The sequence below is a fragment of the Actinacidiphila sp. bgisy160 genome (assembly GCF_057707815.1).
Genome location: NZ_JBYIQW010000001.1, coordinates 90254 through 104787, shown reverse-complemented (window position 1 = coordinate 104787; position 14534 = coordinate 90254). Strand labels below are relative to the sequence as shown.

Annotated in this window: 15 protein-coding genes and 3 pseudogenes; 10 read left to right on the top strand and 8 right to left on the bottom strand. The window is 70.7% G+C overall.

Annotation, left to right across the window (positions count from 1 at the left end; genetic code table 11):
• The first annotated feature begins 138 nt into the window (after nt 1-138).
• The 7 genes from AC3EUJ_RS00490 to AC3EUJ_RS00460 all read left to right on the top strand — a co-directional run bounded on the left by AC3EUJ_RS00490 (nt 139) and on the right by AC3EUJ_RS00460 (nt 6144).
• Nucleotides 139-474 (top strand): YbaB/EbfC family nucleoid-associated protein, encoded by a 336-nt coding sequence (locus AC3EUJ_RS00490; RefSeq protein WP_431958833.1) that lies wholly within the window; start codon nt 139-141, stop codon nt 472-474.
• A 25-nt stretch (nt 475-499) separates the two neighbouring features.
• Nucleotides 500-1099, top strand: coding sequence for a recombination mediator RecR (gene recR / locus AC3EUJ_RS00485; RefSeq protein ID WP_431958832.1), 600 nt, complete (start codon nt 500-502; stop codon nt 1097-1099).
• Nucleotides 1092-1739 carry a DUF5063 domain-containing protein gene (locus tag AC3EUJ_RS00480; RefSeq protein ID WP_431958831.1) on the top strand — a complete coding sequence of 216 codons (648 nt, stop codon included), beginning with the start codon at nt 1092-1094 and terminating at the stop codon, nt 1737-1739. Before recR ends, AC3EUJ_RS00480 begins: the two co-directional genes overlap by 8 nt.
• 242 nt (nt 1740-1981) lie before the next feature.
• A complete protein-coding gene (locus AC3EUJ_RS00475) occupies nt 1982-3256 on the top strand; it encodes an aspartate kinase (protein ID WP_431958830.1) in 1275 nt (424 codons plus the stop codon).
• Between the two features lie 390 nt (nt 3257-3646).
• Nucleotides 3647-4213 (top strand): SigE family RNA polymerase sigma factor, encoded by a 567-nt coding sequence (locus tag AC3EUJ_RS00470; RefSeq protein ID WP_431959217.1) that lies wholly within the window; start codon nt 3647-3649, stop codon nt 4211-4213.
• Nucleotides 4210-5241 carry a hypothetical protein gene (locus AC3EUJ_RS00465; RefSeq protein WP_431958829.1) on the top strand — a complete coding sequence of 344 codons (1032 nt, stop codon included), beginning with the start codon at nt 4210-4212 and terminating at the stop codon, nt 5239-5241. Before AC3EUJ_RS00470 ends, AC3EUJ_RS00465 begins: the two co-directional genes overlap by 4 nt.
• A gap of 48 nt (nt 5242-5289) precedes the next feature.
• Nucleotides 5290-6144, top strand: coding sequence for an SURF1 family protein (locus AC3EUJ_RS00460; RefSeq protein WP_431958828.1), 855 nt, complete (start codon nt 5290-5292; stop codon nt 6142-6144).
• On the opposite strand, the gene AC3EUJ_RS00455 is transcribed toward AC3EUJ_RS00460, so the two are convergent.
• Nucleotides 6100-7890, bottom strand: coding sequence for a S9 family peptidase (locus AC3EUJ_RS00455; RefSeq protein WP_431958827.1), 1791 nt, complete (start codon nt 7888-7890; stop codon nt 6100-6102). The two genes, AC3EUJ_RS00460 and AC3EUJ_RS00455, sit on opposite strands and share 45 nt — an antisense overlap.
• Before the next feature lie 132 nt (nt 7891-8022).
• Nucleotides 8023-8199: a hypothetical protein gene (locus tag AC3EUJ_RS00450; protein WP_431958826.1), complete on the bottom strand. Its 177-nt coding sequence runs from the start codon at nt 8197-8199 to the stop codon at nt 8023-8025.
• A 67-nt stretch (nt 8200-8266) separates the two neighbouring features.
• On the opposite strand from AC3EUJ_RS00450, the gene AC3EUJ_RS00445 reads away from it, so the two are divergent.
• Together AC3EUJ_RS00445 and AC3EUJ_RS00440 are read left to right on the top strand one after the other, a co-directional pair.
• Nucleotides 8267-8731: a GNAT family N-acetyltransferase gene (locus AC3EUJ_RS00445; protein WP_431958825.1), complete on the top strand. Its 465-nt coding sequence runs from the start codon at nt 8267-8269 to the stop codon at nt 8729-8731.
• Between the two features lie 224 nt (nt 8732-8955).
• Entirely contained in the window at nt 8956-10515 is a 1560-nt protein-coding gene (locus tag AC3EUJ_RS00440) for an alpha/beta hydrolase (RefSeq protein ID WP_431958824.1), read from the top strand.
• Nucleotides 10516-10707: 192 nt separating this feature from the next.
• Here the strand turns inward: AC3EUJ_RS00440 and AC3EUJ_RS00435 are convergent, their stop codons facing one another.
• From AC3EUJ_RS00435 to AC3EUJ_RS00425, 3 genes and pseudogenes are all read right to left on the bottom strand, one after another.
• A complete protein-coding gene (locus tag AC3EUJ_RS00435; RefSeq protein WP_431959216.1) occupies nt 10708-11022 on the bottom strand; it encodes a hypothetical protein in 315 nt (104 codons plus the stop codon).
• Nucleotides 11023-11087: 65 nt separating this feature from the next.
• Nucleotides 11088-11363 (bottom strand): annotated as a pseudogene (locus AC3EUJ_RS00430) (helix-turn-helix domain-containing protein); the annotation flags it as partial.
• A gap of 29 nt (nt 11364-11392) precedes the next feature.
• Nucleotides 11393-11767: a hypothetical protein gene (locus AC3EUJ_RS00425; RefSeq protein WP_431958823.1), complete on the bottom strand. Its 375-nt coding sequence runs from the start codon at nt 11765-11767 to the stop codon at nt 11393-11395.
• A gap of 817 nt (nt 11768-12584) precedes the next feature.
• On the opposite strand from AC3EUJ_RS00425, the pseudogene AC3EUJ_RS00420 reads away from it, so the two are divergent.
• A pseudogene (locus AC3EUJ_RS00420) lies at nt 12585-13216 on the top strand (tyrosine-type recombinase/integrase); the annotation flags it as partial.
• 444 nt (nt 13217-13660) lie between these two features.
• On the opposite strand, the gene AC3EUJ_RS00415 reads toward AC3EUJ_RS00420, so the two are convergent.
• From AC3EUJ_RS00415 to AC3EUJ_RS00405, 3 genes and pseudogenes are all read right to left on the bottom strand, one after another.
• The gene (locus AC3EUJ_RS00415; RefSeq protein ID WP_431958822.1) at nt 13661-14086 is read right to left on the bottom strand and encodes a PIN domain-containing protein; all 426 of its coding nucleotides are present in this window, start codon (nt 14084-14086) and stop codon (nt 13661-13663) included.
• Nucleotides 14083-14361, bottom strand: coding sequence for a ribbon-helix-helix domain-containing protein (locus tag AC3EUJ_RS00410; RefSeq protein ID WP_039657654.1), 279 nt, complete (start codon nt 14359-14361; stop codon nt 14083-14085). Before AC3EUJ_RS00410 ends, AC3EUJ_RS00415 begins: the two co-directional genes overlap by 4 nt.
• A 64-nt stretch (nt 14362-14425) precedes the next feature.
• Nucleotides 14426-14533 (bottom strand): annotated as a pseudogene (locus AC3EUJ_RS00405) (phosphorothioated DNA-binding restriction endonuclease); the annotation flags it as partial.
• Between the last annotated feature and the right edge of the window lies 1 nt (nt 14534).

Below are 14534 nucleotides of genomic sequence, written 5' to 3'. Positions count from 1 at the left end.
CGTGGGAGGAACGGCGCGGCCGGGGCGGAACGGGCGACGCGTCCCGCTCGTTCCCTCGTACGGGTAGCGCGAGCGGGCGCCCGAGCACGTAGGCTCGCCCTACCCGCACAACCGACGTCGTGAGGCAGGAGCGAGACCGTGATCCCCGGTGGTGGTCAGCCGAACATGCAGCAGCTGCTCAAGCAGGCACAGAAGATGCAGCAGGACCTCGCGGCGGCCCAGCAGGAGCTCGCCGAGACGGAGATCGAGGGCACGGCCGGCGGTGGCCTGGTGAAGGCGACCGTGACCGGAGCCGGCGAGTTGCGGGGTCTGGTCATCGACCCCAAGGCGGTCGATCCTGAGGACACGGAGACGCTGGCCGATCTGGTCGTCGCCGCCGTGCACAACGCGACCGCGAGCGCGCAGGAGCTGCAGCAGAGCAAGCTCGGCCCGCTCGCCCAGGGGCTCGGGGGCATCCCCGGCCTTCCTTTCTAGTTCCAGGCGACGAAGAGGGCACAGCGTGTACGAGGGCGTGGTTCAGGACCTGATCGACGAGCTGGGCAGGCTGCCCGGCGTGGGTCCCAAGAGCGCGCAGAGGATCGCCTTCCACATCCTTCAGGCCGATCCCGCCGACGTCCGACGGCTCGCGCACGCCCTCAGTGAGGTGAAGGCGAAGGTCCGGTTCTGCGCGGTCTGCGGCAACGTCGCCGAGGCCGACCAGTGCCGGGTCTGCCGTGATCCGCGCCGCGACCCGTCCGTCATCTGCGTGGTCGAGGAGCCCAAGGACGTGGTGGCGATCGAGCGCACCCGCGAGTTCCGTGGCCGCTACCACGTACTCGGCGGCGCGATCAGCCCGATCGAAGGGGTCGGTCCGGACGATCTGCGCATACGGGAGCTGCTGGCGCGGCTCGCGGACGGCACCGTCACCGAGCTGATCCTGGCCACCGACCCCAACCTCGAGGGGGAGGCGACGGCCACGTATCTCGCACGCATGGTCAAACCGATGGGACTGAAGGTCACCCGTCTCGCGAGCGGCTTGCCGGTCGGCGGCGACTTGGAGTACGCCGACGAGGTCACGCTCGGCCGGGCCTTTGAAGGAAGGCGGCTGCTTGATGTCTGACAACGCCCTGGACCCCGACGACTTCGCCTCCTCGATCGCGGACCAGATCGAGAGCTTCATCCTGTCGGTGCGGGAGGTCGCCAAGGGCGACGACCCCGACAGCGCGGTGCCCTACCTGCTGCTGGAGGTCTCCCAGCTGCTGCTGGCCGGCGGCCGCCTCGGGGCGCACGAGGACATCGTTCCCGAGGAGCGCTACGAGCCCGACATCGGCCCGGAGCCCGACGCCGACGAGCTGCGCCAGCGGCTCGCGGTGCTGCTGGAGCCGATCGACGTCTACTCCGAGGTCTTCGACCCGTACGTGCCGCGCAGCACGCCGGTGGCCTGCCGGATCTCCGACGACCTCGCGGACGTGGTGACGGACCTCGCGCACGGGCTGGCGCACTTCCGTGAGGGCCGGGTCAGCGAGGCGCTGTGGTGGTGGCAGTTCTCCTACCTGTCCAACTGGGGGCCGACCGCCTCGGCCTCGCTGCGGGCCCTGCAGTCGCTCGTCGCCCATGTACGGCTGGACAGTCCGCTGGACGCGCTGGACGGCCTGGACACCGACCACGGCGCGGACGACGAGGACCGGCTCGCCGCCGAGGCCGGCCGGGTCATGGCCGTCGAGATCGCCAAGCCGCTCGGGCTGCGCCCCAGCCGCTGAACCACCACGCACACGCGCCCGCCCCACCCGTGGAGCGGGCGCGTGTGCGTGGTGGCGCTCCGGGCCGTGATCGAGGCAACCGTAGTGACCCGGAGCACGCACCCTGGTGTGCACAGACCGGCGTGTCGCTGGGCAGACGGCTCGCAGAGTGGGCCCGGCATCTCAACATGTGGTATTGAAGGGTCCGTCCCGGCTTGCTCGTTAGACTGAGCCGAACGCAGTCCCGGATTTGAGGAGCGCACGTGGGCCTTGTCGTGCAGAAGTACGGCGGCTCCTCCGTTGCGGATGCCGAGGGCATCAAGCGCGTTGCCAAGCGGATCGTCGATGCCAAGAAGAGCGGCCACCAGGTGGTCGTCGTGGTCTCGGCGATGGGTGACACGACGGACGAGTTGATCGAGCTCGCCGAGCAGGTATCTCCGATGCCTACCGGCCGCGAGTTCGACATGCTGCTGACCGCCGGAGAACGGATCTCCATGGCCCTGCTGGCGATGGCGATCAAAAACCTCGGACACGAGGCGCAGTCGTTCACCGGCAGCCAGGCAGGTGTCATCACCGACTCCGTCCACAACAAAGCGCGCATCATCGACGTCACGCCGGGTCGCATCCGCACCGCGCTCGACCAGGGCAACATCGCGATCGTGGCCGGCTTCCAGGGCGTGTCCCAGGACAGCAAGGACATCACGACGCTGGGCCGGGGCGGCTCCGACACCACCGCGGTGGCGCTGGCGGCGGCCCTGGACGCCGAGGTGTGCGAGATCTACACCGACGTCGACGGCGTGTTCACCGCCGACCCGCGCGTGGTGAAGAAGGCGCGGAAGATCGACTGGATCTCGTCCGAGGACATGCTGGAGCTCGCCAGCTCCGGCTCCAAGGTGCTGCTCCACCGCTGTGTGGAGTACGCCCGCCGTTACAACATCCCGATCCACGTCCGGTCGTCGTTCTCCGGCCTCCAGGGCACTTGGGTCAGCAATGAGCCGCGAGAGGACCAGAAGGGCATGGAGCACGCGATCATCTCCGGTGTCGCGCACGACACATCCGAGGCCAAGGTGACGGTCGTCGGTGTGCCCGACAAGCCGGGCGAGGCCGCCGTGATCTTCAGGGCGATCGCGGACGCCGAGATCAACATCGACATGGTGGTGCAGAACGTGTCGGCCGCGGCCACCGGCCTGACCGACATCTCCTTCACCCTCCCCAAGGCCGACGGCCCGAAGGCGATCGAGGCCCTGAAGCGCGTCCAGGACACCATCGGCTTCGAGACGCTCCGCTACGACGACCAGATCGCCAAGATCTCGCTCGTCGGCGCCGGGATGAAGACCAACCCCGGGGTCACGGCGCAGTTCTTCGAGGCGCTGTCCAACGCGGGCGTGAACATCGAGCTGATCTCCACCTCCGAGATCCGCATCTCGGTCGTCACCCGTGCCGACGACGTCAACGAGGCCGTGCGCGCCGTGCACTCCGCGTTCGGCCTGGACAGCGAAACCGACGAAGCGGTCGTCTACGGAGGAACGGGTCGCTGAGCAGCCCGATTCCGGTCGGGCGACCCAAATCCCTGGTCTATACCGCTTGATCGGAAGCCTGTAGGCGCCAGACAATTTCAGCTCCCTGTGTGTCGCAACCGCGCGGCGCGCAGGGAGCGTCTTTGTGTCAGCGCACTGCCCTACTGTGCTGCAGGCCGGGCGCGGCGCAACAGCGCCAGCAAGATGGGGCATTGGGGAAGAGTTGGTACGCATGGGCATATGTGCTACACCGTCAAAAACGGTGCCTCCGGCGTACAACCCTGACGGGGGGACGCGTGTCCAACAGTCGTGGCAGAGGCACTCGGCATCGAAGCACCCCTCGTGGGGCGGAGCAGCGCTCCGGCGCGCCCGCACGTCCGGAGGCCGTCGCGCGCGGTCGGCGGCATCCCGGTGATCGCGCCCTGGCCTGTGGCACAGGCGCCCTCGGACCGCGACCGCGGCGACACTGACGGCACGATGTCAGTCGGGACCACCGTCGACCACCTGACCGAGACCTACCGGGCCCACTACCGCTCGCTGCTCGGCCTCGCCGCGCTCCTGCTGGACGACACCGCCTCCTGCGAGGACGTCGTCCAGGAGGCCTTCATCCGCGTCCACTCGGCCCGCAAGCGGGTCCGCGAACCCGAGAAGACCCTTGCCTACCTCCGGCAGACCGTCGTCAACCTCTCCCGCTCCGCGCTCCGCCGCCGCATCATGGGCATGCGACTGCTGTCCAAGCCCATGCCCGACATGGCGAGCGCCGAGGAGGGCGCGTACGAGGCGCTGGAGCGCGACGAGCTGAAGGCGGCGTTGCGCAAGCTGCAGCGCCGGCAGCGCGAGGTCCTCGTCCTGCGCTACTTCGCCGACATGACCGAAGCCCAAGTGGCCGAGACCCTCGGCGTTTCCATAGGCTCGGTGAAGGCGTACGGCTCGCGTGGTCTCGCGGCGCTCCGCGTCGCGATGGAGGCCCCGGCATGACCAACCCGAACCCACCCGGCTCTATGGAACCCGACAACGACATCAACGGCGGCAGCCCCGAAGAGCGGCTGAGCCCCGACGAACTGGCGCTGCGCCGGCTCATGCGCGACGCCGTGAGCGACATCCAGCCCGGCCACGAGGCGCTGGAGCACCTGCGCCGCGCGGTCCCCGCCCGGCGTGCCCACCGGCGGCAGTTGCTGGCCGGCACCGCGGCCGCGTGCCTGCTGGCGCTGGTCGCGGTCCCCGCCGCCCTCCACGCGGCGAACCTCTCCGGATCCGCCAAGACCGGCACCGCCAACGCCTCCAGCGCCCAGGACACCGGTGGCACCGACGGCGACGCGAACGGCCCCACCGCCGGCGGCGGAACGCCGAGCCCGTCCGACGGCGACGGCCGTCCCGACGAGGACCCCAAGCACACCGGCGGCTCCCTCACTCAGGTCACCCCCGGGACCTCGGGCACCGCGGGCCCCTCCGACACGCTCGCGGCCAACGCCCCGCTGTGCACCACGGCGGACCTCGGCGACGCCTCCGGCTACGCCGGCGCCGCCGACGGCTCGGGCCGGGTCAGCGGCTGGTTCCAGGTGGGGAACGTGTCCGAGGGCTCGTGCACCGTCGACGACGGTGGTTCGGTGACCTTCGCCACCCAGGGCACGGCCGACAGCGCCCGCATCAGCGTCGTGGACCACACCGCGAACGACGGCACCACACTGCCCGACTCGCTCGGCACGGCGCTGATCCTCAAGCCCGGGCAGAGCTACCGGGTGGAGTTCACCTGGGTCCCGGCCGCCGGCGGCGACACAGGCGGTTGTACGGCCCCGTCCACGCCACCGCCCACCGCGACCGCCACCAACAGCCCGTCCGGTGAGGCGTCCGCGCCCCCGGTGGGCGAGAACAGTCCCGGACAGGGTGGTCCGACGGCCGTCGTCCTGAGCCACACCCCCGAGGCCGGAGCGCCCGTCGTCAAGGCGACGATCGACGGCGCCTGCGCCGGTACGGTCTACAAGACCGGCGCCGTCGCCGCCCAGTAGCAGGGGGCGGTTCCCGGGGACACCCGGGTGCCCCGTACCGTTGACGGCGTGTACCGGTTTCTGCTGTCCCCCCGCTGGCTGGGCGGGCACCTCTTCATGGTGTGCGCCGTGGTCCTCTGCACGTTCATGGGCAGCTGGCAGCTGAGCCGGTTCGAGGCCCGCGTCGACAGTCACCGGGCCGCACAGGACCTGCCCGCGGTCGCCGCCCGCGACGCGGTGCCGCTGGAGCGCCTGCTCCCGCGGGCGACCTCCGCGGTCACCACCGAGACGGTCGGCCGCGCGGTGGCGGCCACCGGCCGCTACGACAGCGCGCACCAGTTCCTCGTACCCGGCCGTGAGCTCGACGGACACACCGGCTACTACGTGCTCACCCCGCTGCTCACCGGCGACGGCGCGGCCGCCCTGCCCGTCGTCCGCGGCTGGCTGCCCGGGGACGCGGACGGCGCGTCCGCCGCCGACGTGCCCGCGGCTCCCGCCGGCGAGGTCACCGTCACCGGGGCCCTGCAGGCGCCCGAGAGCGCCGACACCGACGGCGCGATCGGGCGCGGCGGACTCCCCGAGGGGCAGCTGGGGATCATCAGCGCGGCGTCCCTGGTCAACCTCGTCCCGTACCAGGTGTACGGCGCGTGGATCACCCAGACCGAGGCCGTCCACGCGCCCCTGCGGGCCGTCCCGCCGGCCGCGCCCAGCGGCACGGGCCTGGACCTCAAGGCCTTCCAGAACCTCGGCTACACCGGTGAGTGGTTCGTCTTCGCGGGCTTCGTGGTCTTCATGTGGTTCCGGCTCCTCCGGCGGGAGGCCGAGACCCGGCGCGACGCCGAGCTCGGTCTCACCGTGGAGGAGGGTCCGGCCGCGGCCTCAGCCGCCGAGGTGGCGCCGGACGAAGTCCAGCTCCAGCCGTAGCTGCTTGATCCGCTCGTCGACGACGAGCGAGCCGTGCCCGGCGTCGTAGCGGTAGACCTCGTGCACCTTGCCCAGGCCCGCCAGCCGCTCGACGTAGTTGTCGATCTGCCGGATCGGGCAGCGCGGGTCGTTGAGACCCGCCGAGATGTAGACCGGGGCCTTGACCCGCGCCACGTACGTGATCGGCGAGGACGCCTCGTAGCGGTCCGGGACCTCCTCGGGGGAACCGCCGAACAGGGTGCGGTCCAGCGCCTTCAGTGCCTCCATCTCGTCGCCGTACGCCGTCACGTAGTCCGCGACCGGCACCGCCGCCAGGCCCACCGTCCACAGTTCGGGACGGGTGCCGAGACCCAGCAGCGTCAGGAAGCCGCCCCAGGAGCCGCCGGACAGCACGATCCGGGCCGGGTCGGCGAAGCCCGACTCCACCGCCCACGCCCGGACCGCCTCGATGTCCTCCAGCTCGATCAGGCCGACGCGGTGCTTGAGCGCGTCCGTCCACTCCCGGCCGTAGCCGGTGGAACCGCGGTAGTTGACCCGCACCACCGCGTAGCCGTGGTCGAGCCAGGCCGCCGGCCCGGCCGCGAAGGCGTCCGAATCGTGCCAGGTGGGCCCGCCGTGGATCTCGAACACCGTCGGGTAAGGGCCCTCGCCCCCCGCGGGTCGCTGGACGAGCGCGTGCACCGGCCCGCCGGGCCCGTCCACCCACACGTCCTCCACCGGCAGCGAGCCGGGGGCACGCTCGCCCGGCGCCTCCAGCACCACCGCGCCGGTCGTCGACCGCACCTCGGAGGGCGCCGCCGCCGACGACCACAGGAACTCCACCGTGCCGTCGGGGCGGGCCGTGGCGCCGCTCACCGAGCCCGCAGGGGTGTCCAGCCGGGTCAGCTCCCCGTCCGCCAGCACGTAGCGGTAGATCTCGCTGCGGGCCCGGTAGGAGTGCACCACCAGCAGCGCGGTGCCGTCGGGGTACCACTCCGCCGCGACGTCACCGGGCAGGTCGATCGCCAGCGCCGTCTCCGTGCCCGCCGCGACGTCCCAGACCATCGGCTCCCAGCGGCCCCGCCGCTGGTGCGCCACCAGCAGCCGGGCGTCCCCCGGCACGGGGGCGAACCCCAGGCACTCCAGGCCCAGTTCCTTCGTGCCGCCCTCGCTGTCGTCCAGCTCGGCGACCGTCGTGCCGTCCGTGGTGACGACCCGCAGCGACGAGTGCATCGCGTCGCCGTGCTCGGTGTGCTCGACGACGACCAGCGTGCCGTCCTCCGACAGCGCGCCGACCCCGCCCGACTCCTCGTGCCGGTAGATCTCCACCGGCTCCGCCCCGGGACGCACGACGTGGATCGTCGTGCCCTCCTCGTCGGTGGAGCGGCCGACTACCGCCAGCCCGCCCCGGCCCAGCGCCAGCCCCGCGGGGTACGAGGGCTCCAGGCCGGGCGCGGCCGGCTCGTCCGGACCGCCCTCGAAGGGCTGCCGCATCCAGACCCCGAACTCGTCCCCGTCGGTGTCCGCGAACCACCACACCCACGCGCCGTCCGGCGTCAGCGTCCCGTCCGACGTGCCGTTCGGCCGGTCGGTGACCTGCCGCTGCGCTCCGGTCGTCCGGTCCCACGCGTAGAGCTCGTACGTACCCGTCGCATTCGACACGAACAGGCTGCGGTGGGGGGCGTCCTCCGCCCACTCCGGCAGTCCGACGCGTGGCGCCCGGAAGCGCTTCTCCCAATCCGGCATACCAGCCATGACGTCGCTCATGACACCATCAAACCCGATCGCGCCCCGCAGCGGACCGTGGCCGTCGTCACCCGCGCGATCGCGCCCCGGAACGACGATCGGCGCCCTCCCCCGCCCCGGGTCCACCCGCGACCGCGGGGGCGCTCCGTCGCCCTACGCGCCGCGCGGCAGCGGCGTCGCCCGGCGTTCGTCCGACTCGCCCCGCCCGCCAGGGGAGAAGCCCGCGTTCAGCTCCCCGAAACCGGTCGAGGAGACCTGCCCGCCGCGTCCGCCCCACCGGCCCGCGCGCAGCACCTGGTCGACGAGGGCCACCCCGGTCAGCAGGATCACCGGACGGACCTTCGCACGGCGACGGCACACTGGCGACGTCCCGGGCGGCCCCGGCTACCCTCACGCCATGACCGCCACAGAACAGCCCCTGGTCCCACCGGACTTCGTCGTCCCGGACCCGCCCGCCACCGACCACTTCCGCCTGGAACCCCTCGGCCCGCAGCACAACGCCGCCGACCACGCCGCCTGGACGTCCAGCATCGACCACATCCGCGCCACCCCCGGCTTCGAGGGCCGCTCCTGGCCGCCGCCGGACGGCATGAGCCTCGAGGCCAACCTCGAGGACCTGCGCAGGCACGCGGAGGACTTCGAGCGGCGCACCGGCTTCACCTACACCGTCCTGTCCGTCCCCGGCGGCGAGGTCATCGGCTGTGTGTACGTCTACGGCTCCCGCGACGCGTCCGGCGTCATCGACGTCCGCTCCTGGGTCAACGCCCGCCACGCGGCCCTGGACGCCGGTCTCCACCGCGTCGTCGGCGACTGGCTGGCCCGCTCCTGGCCCTTCGAGCACATCGCCTACGCGCCCCGCTGAATCCCCCGGCGAACCCCTCCCCGGGCGCCCCGGAGGTTCACGCGTTCGGCCCACTCGGGCCGCCGCTCCGCACGACGTGTGATGGGCTGGTGACGCAGCGGAGTCGCGGGGGGTGCGTCCGAGCGCTCCGCGACACGACCGGACCAGGACCGCCCCGGGCCGGCCCGGGCGCCGGGTCTGGCGGCGGTCCCCCCGTCACACGTGCGCAGGAGGAAGGCGTGGCGATGATCGCTGTCCGAGACACCGGCGGGATACCCCGGCGCAGGCTGCGCGAAGCGGTCGCGGTGCTGAGCACCTGCGGGCTGCTGCTGACCGCGGCCTGCGCCACCGTCGTCCCGCCGCGGCCTGCGCCCGAGGCCGGCCGGGCCGCCGACCCCGCGGCGGGCGTACCCCCGGAGCTGCGGCGCTACTACGAGCAGCACCTCGACTGGGCGGCCTGCCAGGACGTGCCCGGCTTCCAGTGCGCCACCGTGACGGTGCCCCTGGACTACGCCCGCCCGGAGGCCGGCGACATCACCCTGACCGCCGCCCGCGTGCGCGCCACCGGCGGTGCCGGCGCCCGCGTCGGCTCGCTCCAGATCAACCCCGGCGGCCCCGGCGAGTCCGCCGTCGACTACCTGGTCGCCGCCGTCGGCACCTTCTCGCCGGCCATGCGCACCGCGTACGACCTGGTCGCCGTCGACCCGCGCGGCGTGCAGTACAGCACCCCCGTCGACTGCGGCACCGACACCCCGGCCACACCCATGGGCTTCGGCCTGCGGATCTCCGGTGACGCGGCCGGGATCACCGACTCCTACGAGGCGTTCCAGGAACTCGCCACCGCCTGCGAGAAGCACGCCGGTGAGCTGCTGCCCCACGTCGGTACCCCCGACGCGGCACGCGACATGGACGTCGTGCGCGCCCTCCTCGGCGACGAGCGCCTGCACTACCTCGGCTACTCCTACGGCACCTACCTGGGCGCGACCTACGCCGACCTCTTTCCCTCCCGGGTCGGCCGCATGGTCCTGGACGGCGTGGTGGACCCCGCGATCGACGGCTACCGGGAGAACCTGGACAGCACCGCCGGCTACCAGCTGGCCTGGGAGTCCTTCGCCGCCGACTGCGTCGCCCGCCCCGACTGCCCGGTCGGCCACTCCGTCGCGGAGGCCGGCCGCGTCCTCGACAGCCTGCGGGAGAAGCTGGACGCCGGCCCGCTGCGCCAGGGCAAGGACATCACCGTCACCGGCGAGGACTTCATCACCGCGGTCATCACGGCACTGCGCGACGCCTCCTGGGAGGAACTGCGCACCATGCTGCGCCAGGTCCTGGCCGGCGACACCACCGAACTCCAGCAGGTCGCCGGCGCGGACGAGAACGGCTCCGGCAACGCCGCGGACGCCCTGCTCGCCGTCGACTGCCTCAGCGCCACCCTCGGCGCCCGCTTCTCCTACGCCGAGGCCCAGGCCGCACTGCCCGCCTTCCTGCGCGCCTCGCCCCAGTTCGGCGCCTCACTGGCCACGTTCCTGGTCCTGTGCACCCACTGGCCCGTCCCGCCCACCCAGAGCCCGCGCCCCATCGCCGCCCCCGGCGCGGCCCCCATCCTCGTCGTCGGCACCACCCGAGACCCCGCCACCCCGTACCCCTGGGCCCAGTCCCTGGCCCGCCAACTCGACTCGGGCCGGCTCCTGACCTACGACGGCGACGGCCACACGGCCTACCACCGCGGCAGCCCCTGCATCGACGACGCCGTCGACCTCTACCTGACCCACGGCGAACTCCCCGAACCCGGCACGGTCTGCGGTTGATGCCGCGCACCGCGCGCGGGTGGATCTCCATGCAGGCACCCGCTCACTGCGGCTCTTGCCCCTTGCTGTCCACCACCGTCCAGCACAGATCGTTGCTGGCCTACATGTGAGGCCCCCGCCTGGCTCCAGCGCGGCAGGAGGCAGGTGAAGGTAGGGGCCGGTGTCCCTGGGGCAGGCAGCGAACCCTGGTGATCAGAAGATGTTCCGGTCCCGATGCTGATCCTTGATCTCGCGAAACTCTTGACGGGCCTCCCCATTGCCTAACCCGTCGTCCATGCGTAGAAGCAGATCCAAGACCGCATCACGGGTTTCAAGCGAGCCCTTCCACTTCTGCTGGGGCTTCAGCCAAGTGTCGAGCGCGGTCAAAGAGGCCACCAGGACCGATAGGACTGGGATCCAAGCCACTAGCCAGGTTCCAACACCGCCCGAAAGGTTCTGCCCAGCGGCAACGACCGCCGATGCCGTGATCAACACCAGGCGCGACAGGTAGTAGGTAGAGCCGTACACGTCCAACCAGCAAGTGCAGGAGTTCCCGTCGTTCTGCGCCGTGGCCGTGGCCGTGGCCGTTGCTGCGCGGTCGGCCCCCTGCCCAGCTCGTCCTCCAGCACCGTGAACTGCTGGGCGGACAGCTTCGGTGCCTTTGCTGGGCCGGCCGACCGCAGATCCTCGATGCCGCTCTCCCGCCAGGCCCGACGCCACCGCTCCACCGACCGCTCGCTGATCCGTAACTCCTTCGCGATCGCTGCGGTCTTCTCACCACGGACGAACCGCGCCGCGGCCTCAAGCCGGACCTGTTCACGAAACGCCCGCCGCTCAGCGGTCAGGCCCCCACCCTGCGCATACCGCATAGCAACGGCATACCGCGGGAGTGGTTCGCTCAATTCGCAAAACTGGGGGGCTCTGTGGCTTCGCGTAGCTGCCATCTCCTTGCATGATGGAGCGTCAGGCCTGAGTAGATCACCAGAGCGAGGCCGACGGCAGTGAACGCTGACCAGAACAACAACGACCCGCTCCCGATGTCACGCTCTGCGATGACTCTCTCGGGATGGTTGGCCTTGTAGACGATGGCTAGGCGGTCTCCATCGTCCAGCAACTTGCGGTCGGTGGTTGCTGGTAGCTGGCGGGTGACCTGGTCATTCGCCACGGTGAAGGTCACCCAGAGGCGATCGTCGTTGGCGCCGTGGTAGTGCGTCCGGATGATCCCTACCGTGTGCACGCCGTTGCGTAGATCTACTGCGTTCTTCGCCGTCATGGTCAGAAACCACGCACCTGCGATGAGAAACAGCGCTCCACCTACGAGGATCAAACGAGGATCCCGGGGACCTGGGGACTTCCACCCGAAGAGTGGTCCCCCTTCGCCGATAGCTCTCTTGTTGGCGTTCGGGAAGGCCTTGGGGTCCCACCCAGGCACTCCATGACGTCGCCGCATCGTATTGCCGCCAGCCCCCACGAGACGCAGTCTAGGTGACACGCGAGGCGGCGCGAGAGCCCCAGTTTGGAAGACTGAAGGCCCGGACTACGCCTCACCTGGGCGGACGCTGAACTGCGGCAACACCTTCCAGTCACCGCTGTTCCCCGTGGCTCCCCGCTCGGCACCGCCTCACATGGCACGGCTGTGGCACACGGCCCAGGTCACTTTCGGCGGAGGTAACTTCCGAGCGCCATTGCCGCGACGGGCACTCCGCCTTGAAATGCGCACCTGGCCAAATTCCACGGAGGGTCCATGAGTCGGCCCACCAGCCACCACACGGCTGTTGCTATGGTCCAACCCGCAATCCAGCCGACTGCACTCCGTACGCCCACCTGCCTGTCATGCACAGGCGGATGGTACATGCTGCACCTTGCCGCGCGGTCGGTGCGGAGAGGCTTTGGGCGGGATCCGACATGGGGCGAGAGATCGGGGCCCGTACGCTGGCCACGAATCGGGCTGGCTCCGTGCCCGCCCCGCAATAACCCAACGTGGGCCCCGATCTTCGAGGCTCGCCCCATGGTGGCTGCGTAAAGCCGCGGAGCCGACCGCCCCAACCACAGCGGGATCGCCACCACCATCGCCCGCGATATCCGCACCAACGCTCGCCCAAGCCGAAGGGGTACTGGCAGCTGCCGCCCGCACCTCGATGCTCGCCTACATCGTGGTGGCGCTCCTCACCGGAGCGCGTACCGAGGAGATGCGGGCGCTCACCTGGGACCATGTCTTCCTGCGCGGTGACCCCAGGACCGACCCGCCGACCCCGCTCTACATGGCGGTGTGGCGCTCGGTCCGCTCCGGGGAGACACGAAGACCAGGAAGTCGCGCCGCACGCTCGCGCTCCCCTCCAGGTGCGTAGAGGTGCTCTGGCAGCACTGGGAGGAGCAAGGGTGGGACCGCCTGGCGGTCGGCGACTCATGGGAGGAGCACGGGCTCGTGTTCTGCTCGGCCGTGGGGAAGGAGGCGGACGCCTTGCACGTCCGGCGGGCCTTCCGTGCGGCTCTCAAGAACGCGGAGGGTGTGAACGCAGCGGAATGGATGCCGCGGGAGCTGCGGCGTAGCTTCGTCTCGCTGCTGTCGGACCGTGGGGTTCCGCTGGAGGAGATCTCGCGCCTGGTCGGTCACTCCGGTACGGCCGTCACCGAGGAGGTCTATCGCAAGCAGATCCGCCCGTTGATCCAGACGGGAGCGGTCGTGATGAACGGCATCTTCAAGCGCGATCCGAAGCCGTAGAGACTCAACAACAAGCAGGGCCGGTTTCCCCAGCAAGGAAACCGGCCCTGACCTGCACTTCACGAAGTCGGGGTGGCGGGATTTGAACCCACGGCCTCTTCGTCCCGAATGAGGATCGGTTAATGATCTTTCCTGCCTGGATTGCGTTTGCGCAGGTCAGGCCGGTGGTCCCGGTTGGTCTCGGGTGGCGTGGAGGGGGTATCGGGAGCAGGGCGGCTCCCAGATGGCTCCCAAGGGTGCTACTGCCAGGATGGTGCTGGAGAGTCAGCCCTGCGACCCGAAGGCAATCCACCGGCCCACCGGTGCCAGGAAGTCGAGTCGGCCACTCTATTTGCCGTCCGCTGCCTGGCGTCGGAGACTGCCGATGTGGTCCGGACGAAGTACGCGATGGCATCGCGGGTGCTCACCAGCGTGGGTGCGGGCGCTGGAGGGACGCGGGTCGGGTCAGACCTTCTTGACGATGATCGTGTCTGGGACCAGCTTCTCCAGGTCGTCGACATCCGATGTGAAGACGGTGACCTGTCCCTTCTGCTGTCGCGCGATGACGGCGAGCACGGCGTCGATCGCGTACTTGTGGCCGTGCAACTTGGCGTCGGCCAGGAGGCGACGCGCCTGGCGGGCCTCGTCCTTCCCGATGTCGACGACCTGGAGCCGGGACAGTACCCAGTCCCAGCGCTGCTCGGTCGTTCTGCCGTCGTACGCCTCGACCAGTGTCATCGGGGACGTCACCACTTCGGCCTCCCCGCGTGCCGCGAGGTCGAGCCAGGCGATCATCTTCCGGTCGCCGCGTACCGCAAGGGACAGGGCTTCACAGTCCAGTACGAAGACGCGGAGGGGTCGCTGTCCGTGCTCGGCGGCTCGCTTCTTCACGCAGCCTCTCCGGCGTTGTGCTTTCCGGCGGTTCGACGCCGCTCGTGTTCGGCGTCGAGTTCGTCCAGCTCGACGAGCGCTGCCGCATGCTCGTCCTCGGTGATGGGGCCGTGCTCTTCCTGCAGCCAGTCGACCAGTTCCAGGAGCCGGTCCCGGTCACGCTTGAAGCGCAGCGCTTCGGCGACATACGCCGACAGGCCCCGCTCTGCCGCGTCCGCGCGGATCTCGTCCAGGAGATCCTCGGGAATCGTCACGGTTACCTTCTTCGTCGCCATACGAGAGACCATACTCCCGGTATCGCACTCCTTACCAGCGGGTCACGTGATAGGCGCTCGGCGATCAGGCGGCCGGGGCGGGGCGTGGGCTGCCGTGGAAGACCTGGCTGGTGTGCCAGGAGCGGTGGACCGCCGCGACGGGACTGGCGCCCGGTTGAGGTCCGATGAGCGGG

What these genes read in the sequence shown, in the direction of transcription:
- AC3EUJ_RS00440 (WP_431958824.1), top strand. Translation starts at nt 8,956, where the DNA reads ATGATCGCTGTCCGAGACACCGGCGGGATACCCCGGCGCAGGCTGCGC.
- AC3EUJ_RS00480 (WP_431958831.1), top strand. Translation starts at nt 1,092, where the DNA reads ATGTCTGACAACGCCCTGGACCCCGACGACTTCGCCTCCTCGATCGCG.
- AC3EUJ_RS00455 (WP_431958827.1), bottom strand. Translation starts at nt 7,890, where the DNA reads ATGAGCGACGTCATGGCTGGTATGCCGGATTGGGAGAAGCGCTTCCGG.
- AC3EUJ_RS00410 (WP_039657654.1), bottom strand. Translation starts at nt 14,361, where the DNA reads ATGGCGACGAAGAAGGTAACCGTGACGATTCCCGAGGATCTCCTGGAC.
- AC3EUJ_RS00445 (WP_431958825.1), top strand. Translation starts at nt 8,267, where the DNA reads ATGACCGCCACAGAACAGCCCCTGGTCCCACCGGACTTCGTCGTCCCG.
- AC3EUJ_RS00465 (WP_431958829.1), top strand. Translation starts at nt 4,210, where the DNA reads ATGACCAACCCGAACCCACCCGGCTCTATGGAACCCGACAACGACATC.
- AC3EUJ_RS00425 (WP_431958823.1), bottom strand. Translation starts at nt 11,767, where the DNA reads ATGACGGCGAAGAACGCAGTAGATCTACGCAACGGCGTGCACACGGTA.